This window comes from Microbacterium maritypicum, from assembly GCF_041529975.1.
In the GTDB taxonomy this organism is placed as follows: Bacteria; Actinomycetota; Actinomycetes; order Actinomycetales; family Microbacteriaceae; genus Microbacterium.
The window spans coordinates 2197533-2213122 of the sequence record NZ_CP168030.1 but is presented as its reverse complement, the minus strand read 5'-3'; the positions used below and the strand labels follow the sequence as shown (position 1 = coordinate 2213122).

Sequence of the window (15590 nt, the reverse complement as noted above, 5' to 3'; positions counted from 1 at the left end):
CCGTGGCCACTACCCCTGTCTCCCCTTCGACGAACGACGACGCCCCCGAGACGCCCGCCGTCGGAAAGGGGCGCGCGACGCCGACCCGTGCGGAGCAGGAGGCTGCCCGCCGCCGCCCCCTGGTCGCCAACACCAAAGAGGCCAAAGCCGCCGCCAAGGCCGAGCTCAACGAGCGCCGAGCCAAGGCACAGGCCGGCATGGCCGCCGGCGAGGAGAAGTACCTCCCCGTCCGCGACAAGGGGCCTCAGCGCCGCTGGGTGCGCGACTACGTCGATGCGGGCTGGCACCCGGCCGAGTTCGTGATGGGCGTCATGGTGCTGGTCATCCTCGCCTCGCTGCTGCCCACGAACATGATGATCTCGTTCTACGCGTACCTGGTGATGATGGGGTACCTGGTGATCGCGATCGGCGGCATGGTCCTGCTGGCCATGCGGGTCAAGCGCAAGGCTGCGGCGAAGTTCGGCAAGGAGCGTCTCGAGCGCGGTCTCGGCTGGTACGCGGCGATGCGGGCCCTGCAGATGCGATTCATGCGCTTGCCGAAGCCGCAGGTCAAGCGCGGGCAGTACCCCGACTGATCAGTCCCCTGTTGATCTCGCGGCCCCAGAACGGACCGCGGTACAGGAACGCCGTGTAGCCCTGCACGAGAGTGGCGCCGGCTTCCAGACGCTCCTGCACGTCTGCAGCGGTCTCGACACCGCCGACCGCGATCACGCAGAAGTCGGCGGGAACCGCGCCTCGCACGACGCGCAGCACCTCGAGCGAGCGCCGCTTCAACGGCGCCCCCGACAGACCACCGGCGCCGGCGGCCTCGACCTTCGCCGCATCCGAGAGCAGGCCGTCTCGGCTGATGGTCGTGTTGTTCGCGATGATGCCGGCGAGTCCTTCGGCCACTGCCAGCTGCGCGATCGCCGCGATCTCCTCGTCCGGAAGGTCCGGTGCGATCTTCACGAGCAGCGGCGTGGCACCGGAGGCCTGCTTGACCGCCCGCAAGAGCGGGGCGAGGGTCTCCACCGCCTGCAGCCCGCGCAGCCCCGGCGTGTTGGGAGACGACACGTTCACGGCGAGGTAGTCGGCGAGCGGGGCGAGACGAGTCGCGGAAGCCACGTAGTCGGCCGTCGCGTTCTCCACGTCCACCACCCGACTCTTGCCGATGTTGACGCCGACCACCGTGTCGGGCGCTCCACGGCGCAGACGGGCCAGACGGCGCGCTGCCGCGTCCGCGCCCGCGTTGTTGAAGCCCATCCGGTTGATGACGGCACGATCGGCGATGAGACGGAACAGACGCGGCTTGGGGTTGCCCTCCTGCGGGATCGCGGTGAGCGTGCCGACCTCCACGTGCCCGAAGCCGAGAGCTGCCAGGCCCCGCACCCCGACCGCGTTCTTATCGAACCCGGCCGCGATGCCGAACGGCGAGGGGAAGGTGAGACCGAGAGCCTCGACACGCAGCGATGGGTCCGGGCGCGTCATGGCACGCGTCGCCCAGGAGAGGGGGCGCACGCCGAGAACGCGGATCACCGCCATGCCGGCGTGGTGGGCGAACTCGGGGTCGAAGCGCGAGAGGACAGCGCGGAAGAGCAGCGGATACATCCCTGCCAGATTACCGCTCCGCGGACTCCTGCTTCGTGTGGTCGGCCCGCAGATCGGTGATCGCCGCCTCGAAGTCCTCGAGCGAGTCGAACGCCTGGTAGACGCTGGCGAAGCGGAGGAACGCGACCTCGTCGAGCTCACGCAACGGGCCCAGGATGGCGAGACCGATCTCGTTCGCGTCGAGCTGCGAGACACCGGTCTGGCGAACGGCCTCCTCCACACGCTGCGCGAGGATCGCGAGGTCGGCCTCGGTCACCGGCCGCCCCTGACAGGCCTTGCGCACGCCGGAGATGACCTTCTCGCGGCTGAACGGCTCCATGACGCCGGAGCGCTTGATGACGTTGAGGCTCGCCGTCTCGGTCGTGGTGAACCGGCCCCCGCATTCCGGGCACTGGCGGCGGCGTCTAATCGACAGCCCGTCGTCGCTGGTGCGCGAGTCGATGACACGGGAGTCGGGATGACGACAGAAGGGGCAGTGCATCTGACCGATCCTACGCCGTGAAACGCGCCTCGATCGCCTCGCCGTGTGCCGGGAGCACCTCGGTTTCGGCGAGGGCCACGACACCGGCGCGAACGACTGACAACGCCGCGCGATCATACGAGATGACCTGCTGCGGGCGCAGGAACGTGTAGGACCCGAGACCGGGCGCATACCGCGCCTGACCACCGGTCGGGAGCACGTGGTTGCTTCCCGCCATGTAGTCACCGAGGCTGACGGGAGTCTGGTCGCCGACGAAGACGGCACCCGCGCTGGTGAACGCCGCCGCCGCATCTGCGGCGTCGGCGAGGTGCAGCTCGAGGTGCTCCGGAGCGTAGGCGTTGCTGAAAGCCGTCGCCATGGCACGGTCGTCGACGAGGACGATCGCGGATTGCGGACCGCTCAGAGCCGCCCCGACACGCTCGCTGTGGCGTGTGACCGCCGCCATCCGCTCGACCTCGACGGCGACCTGATCCGCGAGCCCGGCAGCATCCGTCACCAGGACGGCGGAAGCCTGTTCATCATGCTCCGCCTGGCTGACCAGATCCGCAGCGATGAGTCTCGCATCGGCATCGGCATCGGCCACGACGAGAATCTCGGTCGCTCCGGCCTCGGAATCCGTCCCGACGACGCCGGCGACGGCCCGCTTCGCAGACGCGACATAGTTGTTCCCCGGGCCGGAGACCACGTCGACGGGGTCGAGGCCGAGCGACGGAACGCCATGCGCGAAGGCGCCGATCGCGCCGGCTCCCCCCATGGCGTAGACCTCGGTGACGCCCAACAGGGCGGCGGCCGCAAGGATCGTCGGATGGATCCGACCGCCCTGATCGGCCTGCGGCGGGGACGCCAGAGCGATCTGCTCGACGCCCGCCACCTGCGCGGGAACCACGTTCATGATCACGCTCGACGGGTAGACCGCCTTGCCGCCGGGAATGTAGACGCCCACGCGGTGCACGGGCTGCCACCGCTGCAGAATGCGCGCCCCAGGGCCGATCTCGGTGGTCTGAGGCGCCGGCACCTGGGCCTCGGACCCACGGCGCACGCGCACGATCGCCTCTTCGAGCGCAGCGCGGACGGGGGGCTCGATGGATGCGAGGGCGTCGGCGATGTGCGCGGCGGGAACCCGCACCTCGTGGCCCGTCACCCGGTCGAACTGCTCCGCCTGCTCACGGAGAGCGGCCTCACCGCGAACGCGCACGTCCTCGACGATCCGGGCGGCGGTGTCGAGCGCCTCCGCCCGAGCCTGCGTGGCGCGCGGCACGGCCGCGAGCATGTCAGCGGGCGAGAGCTCGCGCCCCCGCAGATCGATCGTGCGCATTTCAGCCCTTCGAGATGTCGGAGATGTCGTGGAGGTAGCCGATCCGTCCGTCGTCATGTCGGACGACGTACGCACCTCCACGGTCCTCGATCACGAGGGCCCAGGCACTCGGCCCGATGCGGAACAGCGGTTCTCCTCGCTCGTCATGCACATCCCGTTCGGAGGCGGCGAGGATCCAGAACGGCTGCGCGGCGGGAGCCGCCTCGCGAGGATTCGTCGCGTCGAGATCAGCGTCGGCGTCGGCGAAGCCCTCGACGATGCGGGGCTCCGCTTCGGCCAGGACATCGCCGGTCTCGTAGGTCGCTGCGGTCTCGAGCAGCGACTCGATGCTTCCGGTGTCCGAGACGATCTCGGGCTCCTGTCCACGGGATCGACGGGAGTAGGCGGGCACATAGTCCTCGTCGGAGGCGTCCTGGTCGGTCCCGACGCCACCGGCGGAGGCATGCGCCGTGAGAGGTACCTGCTCCGCGAGGTCGAGTCGGGCGATCTCGTCAGTCGCCTGTCGCCCGGTCGTCTCGATGTCGAGGCCGGTCACCGGGGGCAGCCCTGACGCATCGACGGTGACCTCGGGCTCGGTGCTGCTGGGGGAAACGGTCGACTCCGCGACGGGAGCGGGCTCGGGGCGCGCGATGACCGGGCGCACCGGATTCGCATTTCGATGCGCGAGCGTGACGAGGCGGCCGTGGAAGTCCTCCTTGAGACCCGGAATGATCGGGGCGAAGACTGTGAGCACGACCAGCGCGAGAGACGTGATGACCATCCCCACGCCGTTCCACGGGAGCCCCCAGTAGCCGGTGGCGATCAGCCCGGAGATCGAGAGCCACAGATTCCCGACCCAGACGACGGCCGCGACGGAGAACGCCACGGAGGCGAACTGGTCGATGCCCAGCGAGCCCACTCGGCGGATGCCATCCGGCGAGAAGCGGCGCAGCACCAGCAGGAAGACGGCCACGGTGGGAAGCGCGATGGGGAGGATCCACTGGATACCGATCCCCCAGAGCGAGAGGCCGCCGGTCAGCGGGAAGAAGGACAGCACGAAGGCCACCACCCATACGCCCACGATCAGAAGTTCACGCAGCGTGAATCCGAGAATGCCGAATTCCGGAGTCACCTCGTCGTCGTAGAGCACGCCGTCGTCGTCGCTGAAGATCGAGTCCTCGGGGTCCGACTCGGGAAGGTCGGGTTCGGAGGTGTCCGTACTCATGGTGGTCCTTTCGTCACAGTGCTCGACGGGGGTGTTCGTCGTGCTGCCGACGGCTCACGATCCTACCCGCTCACCCCAGACAGGTGGGTCCGAGCAGTGACTTGAGGTCACCGAAGAGGTCTGCGGAGACCTTGACCGGCATCGGCACTTCGAAGACCTTCGCGGTCCCCCCACGATGCACGCGGAGCAGCACTTCGGTATCGCCGTTGTGGCGGCGAAGCACCTCGGCGAGCTCGGTCATCACCCGCTCCGTCGCGCGCTGCTCGGCGAGGACGAGCGACAGCGGACCCGCCGCATCGAACGAGCCGATGTCCGGCGCGAACGCCGATTGGGCGTGCAGGTTGAGCCCGTCGTCACGTCGGGAGACTCGTCCGCGGACAGCGAGGATCGCATCCTGCTGCAGCGTGTGCTGGAACTCGGTGTAGGTCTTCCCCATGAACATCACGGTCACCTCGCCGTTGAAGTCCTCGACCGTGATCATGCCGTAGGGGTTTCCGCTGGCCTTGGCGACGCGGTGCTGCACGCTGGTCACGAGTCCGGCGACCGTCACCTGATCGCCGTCCTGAAGGTCCTCGGAGTTGTTGAGGTCGTGGATCGAGATCGACGCGTGCTTGGCCAGCGGGACCTCGAGGCCCGCGAGCGGGTGATCGGAGACGTAGAGGCCGAGCATCTCCCGCTCGAAGGCGAGCTTGTCCTTCTTGATCCACTCCGGGCGGGCGGGCACCTTGGCGGGAGCCGCCTCTTCCATGCCGTCGTAGAGGCTGTCGAAATCGAAACCGATCGCTCCCTGGGCCTCATTGCGCTTACGGTCGACGGCTGCCTCGACCGCGTCCTCGTGTACCTCCATGAGAGCCCGCCGCGAGTCCCCCATCGAGTCGAAGGCACCGGCTTTGATCAGCGATTCGACGGTGCGCTTGTTCGAGACGTGCAGAGGGACTTTGTCGAGGAAGTGATGGAACGAGGTGAACCGCTCGTCCTTTCGAGCCCGCACGATGCCGTCGACGACATTGCTGCCGACGTTGCGCACAGCGCCGAGACCGAAGCGGATGTCATCGTCGACGGCCGCGAAGTAGTTGATCGAGTCGGACACGTCGGGAGGGAGCACCTTGATGCCCATGCGACGGCACTCGTTGAGGTACAGCGCCATCTTGTCTTTCGAGTCACCGACGCTGGTCAGCAGTGCCGCCATGTACTCGGCGGGATAGTGCGCCTTGAGGTAGGCGGTCCAGTACGACACGAGGCCGTACGCGGCGGAGTGGGCTTTGTTGAACGCGTAGTCCGAGAACGGAAGCAGGATGTCCCAGAGGGCCTTGATCGCCGCCTCTCCGAATCCGCGCTGCTTCATGCCCCCCGCGAAGCCCTCGTACTGCTTGTCGAGCTCGGACTTCTTCTTCTTTCCCATCGCTCGGCGCAGGATGTCTGCTTGTCCGAGGCTGAATCCGGCCACCGCCTGAGCGATCGCCATCACCTGCTCCTGGTAGATGATGAGGCCGTAGGACTCCTCCAGGATCTCCGCCAGAGGCTCCTCGAGTTCAGGGTGGATCGGCGTGATCTCCTGTAGACCGTTCTTGCGCAGCGCGTAGTTCGTGTGCGAGTTCGCTCCCATGGGACCAGGGCGGTAGAGGGCGATGAGGGCCGAGATGTCACCGAAGTTGTCGGGCTTCATGAGGCGCATCAGCGAGCGCAGCGGCGGACTGTCGAGCTGGAAGACACCCAGGGTGTCGCCGCGCGCGAGCAGTTCGTACACCCCGGGATCATCGAGGCCGAGGTGCTCGAGGTCGAGTTCCTCGCCACGGTTCGTGCGGATGTTGTCGAGCGCGTCGGAGATGATCGTGAGGTTACGGAGCCCCAGGAAGTCCATCTTGATCAGGCCGAGCGACTCGCACGACGGATAGTCGAACTGCGTGACGATCTGACCGTCCTGCTCCCGCTTCATGATCGGGATGATGTCGAGCAGCGGGTCGGACGACATGATCACGCCGGCGGCGTGCACGCCCCATTGACGCTTCAGACCTTCGAGACCGAGCGCGCGGTCGAAGACCGTCTTCGCCTCGGGGTCGGTCTCGATCAGCGCACGGAACTCGCTCGCCTCTTTGTACCGCGGGTGCGCCGAGTCGAACATACCGTCGAGGGGCATGTCCTTGCCCATGACGGGCGGCGGCATCGCCTTGGTCAGACGCTCCCCCATGCTGAACGGGAAGCCGAGCACGCGGCCCGCATCCTTCAGCGCCTGCTTGGACTTGATGGTGCCGTAGGTGACGATCTGGGCGACGCGCTCCGAGCCGTACTTCTCCGTGACGTAGTCGATGACCTCGCCACGACGGCGATCATCGAAGTCGACGTCGAAGTCGGGCATCGAGACGCGGTCGGGGTTCAGGAAGCGCTCGAAGATCAGGCCGTGCTCGAGGGGGTCGAGGTCGGTGATCTTCATCGCGTACGCGACCATGGAACCGGCACCGGAGCCGCGTCCGGGACCGACGCGGATGCCGTTGTCCTTGGCCCAGTTGATGAAGTCGGCGACGACCAGGAAGTACCCGGGGAAGCCCATCTGCAGGATGATGCCGGTCTCGTACTCGGCCTGCTTGCGCACCTTGTCGGGGATGCCACCCGGGTACCGGTAGTGCAGGCCTGCCTCGACCTCTTTGATGAGCCAGCTGTCTTCGGTCTCGCCGTCCGGCACCGGGAACCGCGGCATGTAGTTCGCCGAGGTGTCGAACTCGACCTCGCAGCGCTCGGCGATCAACAGAGTGTTGTCGCAGGCCTCGGGGTGATCGCGGAACAGCTGCCGCATCTCCGCGGCGGTCTTGATGTAATAGCCGTCGCCGTCGAACTTGAAGCGGTTCGGGTCGTCCATGGTGGAGCCCGACTGCACGCACAGCAGAGCCTCGTGCGCATCGGCCTCGTGCTGATGCGTGTAGTGCGAGTCGTTGGTCGCGACCAGCGGGATATTCAGGTCTTTCGCGAGGCGGAGCAGATCGGTCATCACCCGACGCTCGATGGAGAGACCGTGGTCCATGATCTCGGCGAAGTAGTTCTCCTTGCCGAAGATGTCCTGGAACTCTGCCGCCGCCGCCCGTGCCGCGTCGTACTGCCCCAGCCGGAGCCGCGTCTGCACTTCGCCAGACGGGCACCCCGTCGTCGCGATGATGCCCTTGCCATAGGTCTGGAGCAGCTCGCGGTCCATGCGGGGCTTGAAGTAGTAGCCCTCCATGCTCGACCGTGAACTGATCCGGAAGAGGTTGTGCATGCCCTGGGTGCTCTGGCTCCACATCGTCATGTGGGTGTAAGCGCCCGAGCCGGAGACGTCGTCGCTCTTCTGGTCGGGCGAGCCCCACTGCACGCGCGTCTTGTCGCTGCGGTGTGTGCCCGGCGTCATGTACGCCTCGAGCCCGATGATGGGCTTGATGCCCGCATTCCGCGCCGCGTTGTAGAACTCGAACGCCGCGAAGGTGTTGCCGTGATCGGTCACCGCGATGGCCGGCATGCCGTAATCGGCGGCCGCCTGGGTCATCGCATTGATCTTCGCCGCACCGTCCAACATGGAGTACTCGCTGTGCACATGAAGGTGGACGAAGGAGTCGGATGCCATGCCTTCGAGTCTACGGCGGAGCCCCGACACCGCAGGTCGGTGTCGGGGCTCGTTGCCGGCGATCGGCGACCGCTACGGACCCGAATTCACGAGGGAAACGGTGTACGTCGTCCGGATGTCGGGCACGTCTGCGGGCACCATGTCCCCCGAAGCACCGGACTCACGGTCGTAACGCACAGTATGGACAGTCACCCATCCCGTCGTCTCGTCGACGAGCATCGTCTCGGTCCGCGGGGAGTACTGTTCTCGGCGGACCTCGAAGCTGACGGTCCCGTCGTCCGACGGTGTGGTCCGCGCGAGGCCACTCAGAGTCAATGCACCCATGTACGCCTCGCGAACATCGGCCGGCGCGAAGTTCGACAGCAACGTGGACGTCATGTTCTCGAGGAGTGCATCATCCGTCTCCTCCTGGCCGGACGTCCATGTGCCGACGACCGCCCGCAGATGATCGAGAAGTGCGTGCGGTTCCCGCGGAAGGTCCGCGTAGTACTCCGTCGAACCCACGGGGGGAAAAGCGTCGCCCGCCAGCCCACCCGTGCTCCACGTCTCCCCGACCTTGCCGTCCATCGGCATGAGGGTGTTCCACCTCTGCTCCTCATCGGGCCCTTGCGCCCCAGGGAAGAGCGTCACCTTCTCGGCCGTGGGGCCGTGCGCCTGATACCAATCGCCCGAGCGATCCGCGGGAACGTACTGCTCGTCGTGATCGCGCGCCAGCAGAGCGGAGACGGGTGGGGACGACGACTGGGTCGTCCAGGCCCACGGGAACACCTCCCCTGACGAGGATCGGTAGTGCAGACGTTCGGTGACGCTGACGATGTGGAGGTACTGCCCCGCCTGCGGGGTCGTACCGGGGAAAGGCTCGGTCGTCCCGGTTCCCGAGGTCGCGGAGGGCTGCGGACTCGGCGACGCCTGCGGCTGCGGCGTCGCTGTCGGTGTCGGTGTCGGAATCGCCTCGACGCGAGGCGGCGGCGCTGTCTCCTGCGTGAAGACCACCACGGCTGTGGCCACCGCGGCTGTGGTCGCCACGGCGCCGGCGATCAACAGGGTTCGATGCGCGAGACGTCGGCGATTCCGCTCCCGGCTTTCGTCGATCCCACTCAGGAGGCGTGCACGAGCCGCGGCTACACGGTCGTCCGTGAGGCTCGCGCTCGTGTTCACCTCACGCACGCGTTCGAAAACGTCCATCGACCTCTCCTTCCTTCTCGCTCACAACTCGTTCTCGGCGGCTCCCTCTGGTCGGATCGAGTCGAGTTCGTATTCGATTCATTCGCGAGCGGACGGTGCCCACAGGTACGCCGAGGGCGACGGCGACCTCCTCATACGTCAGGTCTCCCCAGGCGTAGAGCAGCAGCGTGTCCCGTTCCTTCGCTGACAGCGCGGCGATGCGGGGCGCCAGCTCTCGGGTGGAGATCTCGGCGTCGAGGCGAGCGATCGTCCCCTCGAGGTCGCCGTGCGACACGTGTTCCTCGCGGTGTGCGGACTCCACGCTCGATCGGTGGTGCTTCGCCTCCCGAACTCGGTGCTTCTTGATCAACCGCGAGGCGATGCCGAACAACCACGGCAGCGCGGAGTCCCACGCCGCATCGAAAGATCTCCGTCGCGCGAAAGCGACCAGGAATGTCTCGCTGAGGATGTCCTCACCGGCATCGGGACCGAGGCGGCGAGCGGCATATCGACCCACCGATCCCGCGTGCCGATCGAACAGTTCAGCGAAGGCTCGGGGTTGCCCGAGCGACCGCTGAATGATCTCGCTATCTGTGCTCACACTATGTATTGCCCCTGAGTCGGCAAACGGTTCGAAATTATCTTGGGCGTCCCGCCGAGTCTACGGCGGAGCCCCGAAACCGGAGGTCGGTGTCGGGGCTCTCTGCCGGGTCGCTAGCCCTGGGGCGCGGAGTCCACGACGGAGGTGCGCACCGTGGTGGTGGAGTCGACCGTGTCGCCCGCAGGTCCTCCGCTTCCGTAGTTCTCCGAGATCGAGTCGACGAGGCCCTGCTCGGTATCGATCGCGATCTTCGTCGTCCGGTGGCCGGGAACGACGTACTGCAGCGTCGCCGTCGAATCATCCTCCGCCACCACCTCGAATCCGGGGATCAGCGCGATCGCGAGGAAGAACGCCGAGCGCAGGTCGGCAGGCATCAGGTTGATCGCCGACGGGTCGCTGAGACTCGCCACGAGCCAGCGGTCCCCCTCCTCCCCCGTCATCCCCGACTGCGCGCGGAGCCAGTCGAGCAGCGTCTGAGGATCCCTCGGCATATCGTCGTAATACGGCCGGTACCGGTCCGCCAGGTACGGCATCGGCGGTTCGTCGCCTCCCACGGCGAGATACTCGCCCGCCGGGAGCGTCTCGATCGTGCCGCGTCCACGAATCGCGGAGCCGGGCGAGGACGACCATTCCCGTGCTGCCTCCGCGCCACGGGGTCCGAAGGAGTCCACGACCTCGGAGGAGCCCCAGTCGTAGAACCAGTCACCAGCCCGGTCGGCCGGGACGTAGAGCACGCGCGTGTCGCGCTCCAGCACGGCGGCGTCGCCGCCGTCTCGCGAGGCGTTGAACGCGAACGTGTTCTCGTCATCATCATCGGCCCATTCGGCCTTCCAGAAATGGAGGTACTCACCGACGGTCTCGATCCGCAGGTACTGCCCGGGGACGAGTGTCGTGTCCTGCGCATCGAACGTCACCGCTGACGCACGCTCCAGCACTTCGGCTGCGGCCGCGTCGGGTGCGTTCGGTGGCGCGATGACAGAACCGGCCACGATCGCGGTCACGGCTACTCCGGCCACGAGACCACCGAGACCGATCCCGGTCCACGTGCGTCGTCGCGACGGCCGCGCTCGCTCCGGACGCGCACTCCGCGCCATCTCTCGCGTCAGCGCCCGTCGCGCAGCGAGAACGGTGTCTTCATCCACGCGGGACTCATCGATCCCGATCTCACGAACTTGTTCCATAAGCTGCATCGCTCTCCTCCTTCGCCATCCATGTCAGTCGGGCTGCTCCGTGCGAGCCCGGCGGCGCGAGCTTTCGGCGAACGCGATTCAGCCGGGACCGAACGGTTCCGACCGGCACGCCCAGCGCAGCGGCGATCTGCTCATACGTGAGGTCGCCCCACGCATGCAGCAGCAAGGTGTCGCGATCCTTCGCCGCGAGGGCCGCGATCCGCGTGGCCAGCGCCCGCAGAGCGGCATCGGCATCGATCCGCGACTCGGAGGCGGCCTGCGGAGTTTCCACGGCGACCTCCTCCGCTGATGCCGAGGCTTCGAACGCCCGCCACTGCCGCGCTTCCGCAGCCCGATGGCTCTTCACCACCCTGGTCGCGATGCCGAGCAGCCAGGGCCGCGCCGACTCCGTCCCGAGGTCGAAGGACGCGCGCCGCCGGAAGGCGACGAGGAACGTCTCACTCAGGACGTCGTCGACGGCGTCCGCGCCTACCCGTCGCCGGATGTAGCCGCCGACGGGTCGGACGTTCCGCTCGAAGATCTCGGAGAAGACTCCGGGCTCTTCGAGCGACCGCTGGATGATCTCGCTGTCCGTGCTCACACTGAGTATTGGGACGATTCCCGAAAACGGTTCACGCTTTCTTCTACGCCTTTCGTGAGGTGCCCAGATCGAGCCGCATCAGCACCCGCGGGAACCCGTCGAGGACGGAGCCCGTGTCGGCTGCCTTCACGAAGCCTGCGCTCTCGAAGAGCGCGCGCGTGCCGACGTACGCCATCGTCAGGTTGACCTTCTCCCCGCCGTTGTCGACGGGATACCCCTCGATCGCCGGCGCGCCGCACTCCCTCGCGTAGGCCACGGCACCGTCGATCAGCGCGTGCGTGATCCCTTGCTTCCGATGCCCTGGCCTTACGCGGAAGCACCACAGTGACCACACATCGAGTTCGTCGACGTGCGGGATCAGCCGATTGCGTGCGAAGCTCGTGTCGCGCCGCGGATGCAGCGCCGCCCAGCCGACCGGCTCGTCATCGAGGTAGGCGATGACCCCAGGTGGCGGATCCTGATGGCACAGCTCGCGCACGCGATCAGCGCGCTGCGACCCGCGCAGCGCCACATTCTCCTTGCTGCCGATGCGATACCTCAGGCAGAAGCACACGTTGGACGTCGGCTTCTTCGGGCCGACGAGCGTCGCGACATCGTCGAACTCCGTTGCTGGTCGAACCTCGATGCCCATGCGATCAGTGTGGCGCACGACGCAGACATCGCGTCGATGAAGCGCGGGCTATTCGCCGCGGAGCACGTCCAGCGCGTGCCGGAAGTCCTCGGGGTACGGCGACTCGAACTGCACCCAATCCCCCGTCGCCGGGTGCGCGAACGCCAGCTGATGCGCATGAAGCCACTGTCGCGTGAGCCCGAGGCGGGCCGACATGGTCGGGTCGGCTCCGTACAGTGGATCGCCGACGCACGGATGCCGGTGGGCGGCCATGTGCACACGGATCTGGTGGGTGCGCCCCGTCTCGAGATGGATCTCGAGGAGCGAAGCACCGGGGAACGCCTCGAGCGTCTCGTAGTGGGTGACCGAGGGCTTGCCGTCGGGAACGACGGCGAACTTCCAGGAGTGGTTCGGGTGGCGCCCGATCGGCGCGTCGATCGTCCCTGCGAGCGGGTCGGGGTGCCCTTGCACCACGGCGTGATAGATCTTCTCGACCGTTCGATCCTTGAACGCCTGCTTCAGCACCGTGTAGGCGTGTTCGGATTTCGCGACGACCATCAGGCCGCTGGTGCCGACATCGAGCCGATGCACGACTCCCTGGCGCTCGGGAGCACCACTCGTGGCGACGCGGAATCCCGCGGCGGCAAGAGCGCCGACCACCGTCGGACCCTCCCAACCGACCGACGGATGCGCCGCGACGCCGGTGGGCTTGTCGACCACGACGATGTCGTCGTCGTCGTACACGATGCCGAGCTCGGGCACCGCGATCGGAATGATCTTCGGTGCTTCCTTCGGCTGCCACTCGACATCGAGCCAGCCGCCGCCGCGGAGGCGGTCGGACTTGTCGAGCGTCACGCCGTCCAACCGCACACCGCCTGCTGCGGCGACGTCGGCGGCGAAGGTGCGGGAGAAGCCCATGAGCTTCGCCAGAGCTGCGTCGACGCGAGTGCCGTCCAGACCGTCGGGCACCGGCAGAGACCGCGACTCCACGGTCAGCGTCCTTCGGATGCGGGAGCCGCATCCTCCGATGACGCATCGTCGTCGCTCGAGCGTCCTGTGCCTGCGGCATCCGTCGCTGCATCATCCGCGTCCACGAATTCTGCATCCGTCTCGGTCGCGACCATAGCGGCCACAGCAGCCGCTTCGGCTTCTTCCTCGGTCTCGACGACAGCATGGTCGCGCTCGCGCGTGCCGTCGAATCGGAGCCCGAACACGACGAGAAGGGCGACCGAGATCATTCCGGTCACGATGAAGACGTCTGCCACGTTGAAGATCGCGGGCATCATCCACGGCATCGAGATCATGTCGACGACGTGCCCCACGGGGAAACCGGGCTCACGAAGCAGCCGGTCCGTGAGGTTGCCCAGCACACCACCGAGCAGGCACCCGAGAACGACGGCCCACAGTCGGGACTTGATCCCGAACGCCTTCCAGATGATGATCGAGGCCACCACCGCGAGGGCGATCGTGAAGATCCACGTCACCTCGGACCCGAGCGAGAATGCCGCGCCGGGATTGCGGACGTAGTACAGCTGAAGGAACTCACCGAGAACCGGAACCGGCTCATGCAGGGGCAGGTTCTCGATCGTGAGGTACTTCACAAACTGATCGGCGGCCAGCACGAGCGCTGCGAGAATCGCAACGATCGCACCGGCCGCCGACCGACGAAGGGGCGAGCGTCCTGACAAGGGGCGCCTTACAGACCGATCGCGGAGACGGGCGTGGAGTCCGTGGATGCCGACTTCTCGTCGAGCTCGCGGAGCTGACCCTCGATGTAGCCGCGCAGCTGCGAGCGGTAGTCGCGCTCGAAGTTGCGGAGTTCGGTGATGCGGGCTTCGAGCGTGTTGCGCTCGCGCTCCAGGCGTGCCGACTCTTCGCGCTGCTTCGCCTCGGCCTCGGTGCGGATACGCGCCACCTCGGTCTCGGCCTCGGCGATGAGCGCGTTGCGCTTCGCCTCACCCTCGGCCACGTGCTCGTCGTGCAGACGCTGCGCGAGCTCGATGATGCCGGCAGTCGCGGTGGCGGAGCCGGTCGGTGCGGGCTCGGCAGCAACCTCGGCGACGGGCGCGGGGGCCTCGGTCGCGACGGGTGCAGCGGCGGGCGCGGCGGCCTCGGGGGCAGCACCGGTCTCGTACGCGGCCAGCTTGGCCTTCAGCTCGACGTTCTCCTCGAGAGCCTTGCGCCACTCGATGACGATCTCGTCGAGGAAGTCGTCCACCTCGTCCGGGTCGAAGCCGTCCTTGAATCGGACGTGCTGGAACTGCTTGGTGACGACGTCATCCGGGGTAAGTGCCATGAGTGGCTCCTCTTTCGATGAGTTCGAATGCCAGTATCGATGTATGGCGTGGTCGTGATGTGGCGCGAACCCGGGGCGCGCACCTGGGTGCCAGCATAGCCCCCGCGCCTCAGCGCCGCGATGTCGCGACACCCAGAGAACACGAACTCGGGGCGTGCCCGACACACGGAGCGGGCGGAGTTCAGCGGATGAAAAGCCGCACGATGTTCATCAGGATCAGCACCACCAACAGGGTGAGTGTGAACCCGAAGTCGAGTGACAGCGATCCGATCCGCAGCGGTGGGATGAGCCTCCGGAAGAACCGGATGGGTGGATCGGTGACCGTGTAGACGGCCTCAGCGGCGACCAGACCGAAACCCTTCGGACGCCATTCCCGATTGAACATCGGGATGTAGTCCAGGATGAGGCGCGCGAAGAGCACGAAGATGTACAGCAGCAGCACCAGGTGGACGATGCTCGCTGCGACGGAGACCAGCTCCACGGGCTACGACTGGTCGAAGCCCGCAGACTCAGCGTCTGCGTGTGCGATGCCCCCGTGGCCCGAAACCGCGATGTTCTCCGGCGAGAGCAGGAACACCTTCGAAGTGACGCGCTCGATACGGCCGTACAGACCGAGGGAGAGCCCGCTCGCGAAGTCGATGAGGCGACGCGCGTCGGCATCGCTCATCTGGGAGAGGTTGATGATGACGGGGACGCCCTCACGGAAGCTCTCGGCGATCAGCTGTGCGTCGCGGTACTGCTTCGGGTGGACGGTGAGGATCTCGTTCACGGCTCCTGCAGACGGCTGGCGGACGGCGACAGGGCGGCGCAACGGCGTGACGGGGGCCGGTGCCGGCTCCTCGCGGTCACGGTCACGTTCGCGGTGAGCGCGGGCAGGAGCCTGCGCCTCTTCCTCATAGACCTCTTCCTCGTCGGCGAGGCCGAGATACACCATGGTCTTCTTCAGCGGGTTACCCATCGTGTCCTCCGGTTC

Annotated in this window: 16 protein-coding genes; 1 reads left to right on the top strand and 15 read right to left on the bottom strand. The window is 67.0% G+C overall.

All coding sequences use genetic code 11. The features are described 5' to 3' along the window. Nucleotides 1–2: 2 nt before the first annotated feature. Nucleotides 3–575 carry a DUF3043 domain-containing protein gene (locus ACCO44_RS10740; protein WP_029261581.1) on the top strand — a complete coding sequence of 191 codons (573 nt, stop codon included), beginning with the start codon at nt 3–5 and terminating at the stop codon, nt 573–575. On the opposite strand, the gene ACCO44_RS10735 is transcribed toward ACCO44_RS10740, so the two are convergent. The 15 genes from ACCO44_RS10735 to ACCO44_RS10665 form a co-directional block, all read right to left on the bottom strand. Beyond that, nucleotides 550–1587, bottom strand: a complete 1038-nt coding sequence (locus ACCO44_RS10735) for a quinone-dependent dihydroorotate dehydrogenase (protein WP_105710178.1) — start codon at nt 1585–1587, stop codon at nt 550–552. The two genes, ACCO44_RS10740 and ACCO44_RS10735, sit on opposite strands and share 26 nt — an antisense overlap. 10 nt (nt 1588–1597) lie before the next feature. Continuing rightward, nucleotides 1598–2068: a transcriptional regulator NrdR gene (nrdR, locus tag ACCO44_RS10730; RefSeq protein WP_105710179.1), complete on the bottom strand. Its 471-nt coding sequence runs from the start codon at nt 2066–2068 to the stop codon at nt 1598–1600. A gap of 10 nt (nt 2069–2078) precedes the next feature. Continuing rightward, complete coding sequence (gene hisD, locus ACCO44_RS10725; protein ID WP_262001145.1) at nt 2079–3383, bottom strand: histidinol dehydrogenase; 1305 nt, start codon at nt 3381–3383, stop codon at nt 2079–2081. 1 nt (nt 3384) lies between these two features. Continuing rightward, complete coding sequence (locus ACCO44_RS10720; RefSeq protein WP_372466546.1) at nt 3385–4587, bottom strand: hypothetical protein; 1203 nt, start codon at nt 4585–4587, stop codon at nt 3385–3387. 70 nt (nt 4588–4657) lie between these two features. Beyond that, nucleotides 4658–8176, bottom strand: coding sequence for a DNA polymerase III subunit alpha (gene dnaE / locus ACCO44_RS10715; RefSeq protein ID WP_029261576.1), 3519 nt, complete (start codon nt 8174–8176; stop codon nt 4658–4660). A 72-nt stretch (nt 8177–8248) separates the two neighbouring features. Further along, entirely contained in the window at nt 8249–9361 is a 1113-nt protein-coding gene (locus tag ACCO44_RS10710; RefSeq protein WP_029261575.1) for a hypothetical protein, read from the bottom strand. Next, on the bottom strand, nt 9336–9941 hold the full coding sequence (locus ACCO44_RS10705; RefSeq protein ID WP_036303274.1) for an RNA polymerase sigma factor: 606 nt from the start codon (nt 9939–9941) through the stop codon (nt 9336–9338). Before ACCO44_RS10705 ends, ACCO44_RS10710 begins: the two co-directional genes overlap by 26 nt. 113 nt (nt 9942–10054) lie before the next feature. Next, nucleotides 10055–11083: a hypothetical protein gene (locus tag ACCO44_RS10700; RefSeq protein WP_372466545.1), complete on the bottom strand. Its 1029-nt coding sequence runs from the start codon at nt 11081–11083 to the stop codon at nt 10055–10057. Between the two features lie 22 nt (nt 11084–11105). Beyond that, entirely contained in the window at nt 11106–11711 is a 606-nt protein-coding gene (locus tag ACCO44_RS10695) for an RNA polymerase sigma factor (protein WP_372466543.1), read from the bottom strand. A 43-nt stretch (nt 11712–11754) separates the two neighbouring features. After that, complete coding sequence (locus tag ACCO44_RS10690) at nt 11755–12342, bottom strand: GNAT family N-acetyltransferase (RefSeq protein WP_372466542.1); 588 nt, start codon at nt 12340–12342, stop codon at nt 11755–11757. 48 nt (nt 12343–12390) lie between these two features. Beyond that, the gene (locus tag ACCO44_RS10685) at nt 12391–13311 is read right to left on the bottom strand and encodes an RluA family pseudouridine synthase (RefSeq protein ID WP_372466541.1); all 921 of its coding nucleotides are present in this window, start codon (nt 13309–13311) and stop codon (nt 12391–12393) included. A gap of 2 nt (nt 13312–13313) precedes the next feature. Continuing rightward, nucleotides 13314–14009 carry a signal peptidase II gene (lspA, locus tag ACCO44_RS10680; RefSeq protein WP_081859976.1) on the bottom strand — a complete coding sequence of 232 codons (696 nt, stop codon included), beginning with the start codon at nt 14007–14009 and terminating at the stop codon, nt 13314–13316. A gap of 8 nt (nt 14010–14017) precedes the next feature. Continuing rightward, entirely contained in the window at nt 14018–14617 is a 600-nt protein-coding gene (locus ACCO44_RS10675; protein WP_029261568.1) for a DivIVA domain-containing protein, read from the bottom strand. A gap of 181 nt (nt 14618–14798) precedes the next feature. Then, nucleotides 14799–15098 (bottom strand): YggT family protein, encoded by a 300-nt coding sequence (locus ACCO44_RS10670; protein WP_029261567.1) that lies wholly within the window; start codon nt 15096–15098, stop codon nt 14799–14801. 3 nt (nt 15099–15101) lie between these two features. After that, entirely contained in the window at nt 15102–15575 is a 474-nt protein-coding gene (locus tag ACCO44_RS10665; RefSeq protein WP_029261566.1) for a cell division protein SepF, read from the bottom strand. Nucleotides 15576–15590: the final 15 nt, after the last annotated feature.

Coding starts and splice junctions, on each gene's coding strand:
- ACCO44_RS10720 (WP_372466546.1), bottom strand. CDS start 4,587: ATGAGTACGGACACCTCCGAACCCGACCTTCCCGAGTCGGACCCCGAG.
- ACCO44_RS10665 (WP_029261566.1), bottom strand. CDS start 15,575: ATGGGTAACCCGCTGAAGAAGACCATGGTGTATCTCGGCCTCGCCGAC.
- nrdR (WP_105710179.1), bottom strand. CDS start 2,068: ATGCACTGCCCCTTCTGTCGTCATCCCGACTCCCGTGTCATCGACTCG.
- ACCO44_RS10710 (WP_029261575.1), bottom strand. CDS start 9,361: ATGGACGTTTTCGAACGCGTGCGTGAGGTGAACACGAGCGCGAGCCTC.
- ACCO44_RS10675 (WP_029261568.1), bottom strand. CDS start 14,617: ATGGCACTTACCCCGGATGACGTCGTCACCAAGCAGTTCCAGCACGTC.
- ACCO44_RS10690 (WP_372466542.1), bottom strand. CDS start 12,342: ATGGGCATCGAGGTTCGACCAGCAACGGAGTTCGACGATGTCGCGACG.
- hisD (WP_262001145.1), bottom strand. CDS start 3,383: ATGCGCACGATCGATCTGCGGGGGCGCGAGCTCTCGCCCGCTGACATG.
- ACCO44_RS10735 (WP_105710178.1), bottom strand. CDS start 1,587: ATGTATCCGCTGCTCTTCCGCGCTGTCCTCTCGCGCTTCGACCCCGAG.
- dnaE (WP_029261576.1), bottom strand. CDS start 8,176: ATGGCATCCGACTCCTTCGTCCACCTTCATGTGCACAGCGAGTACTCC.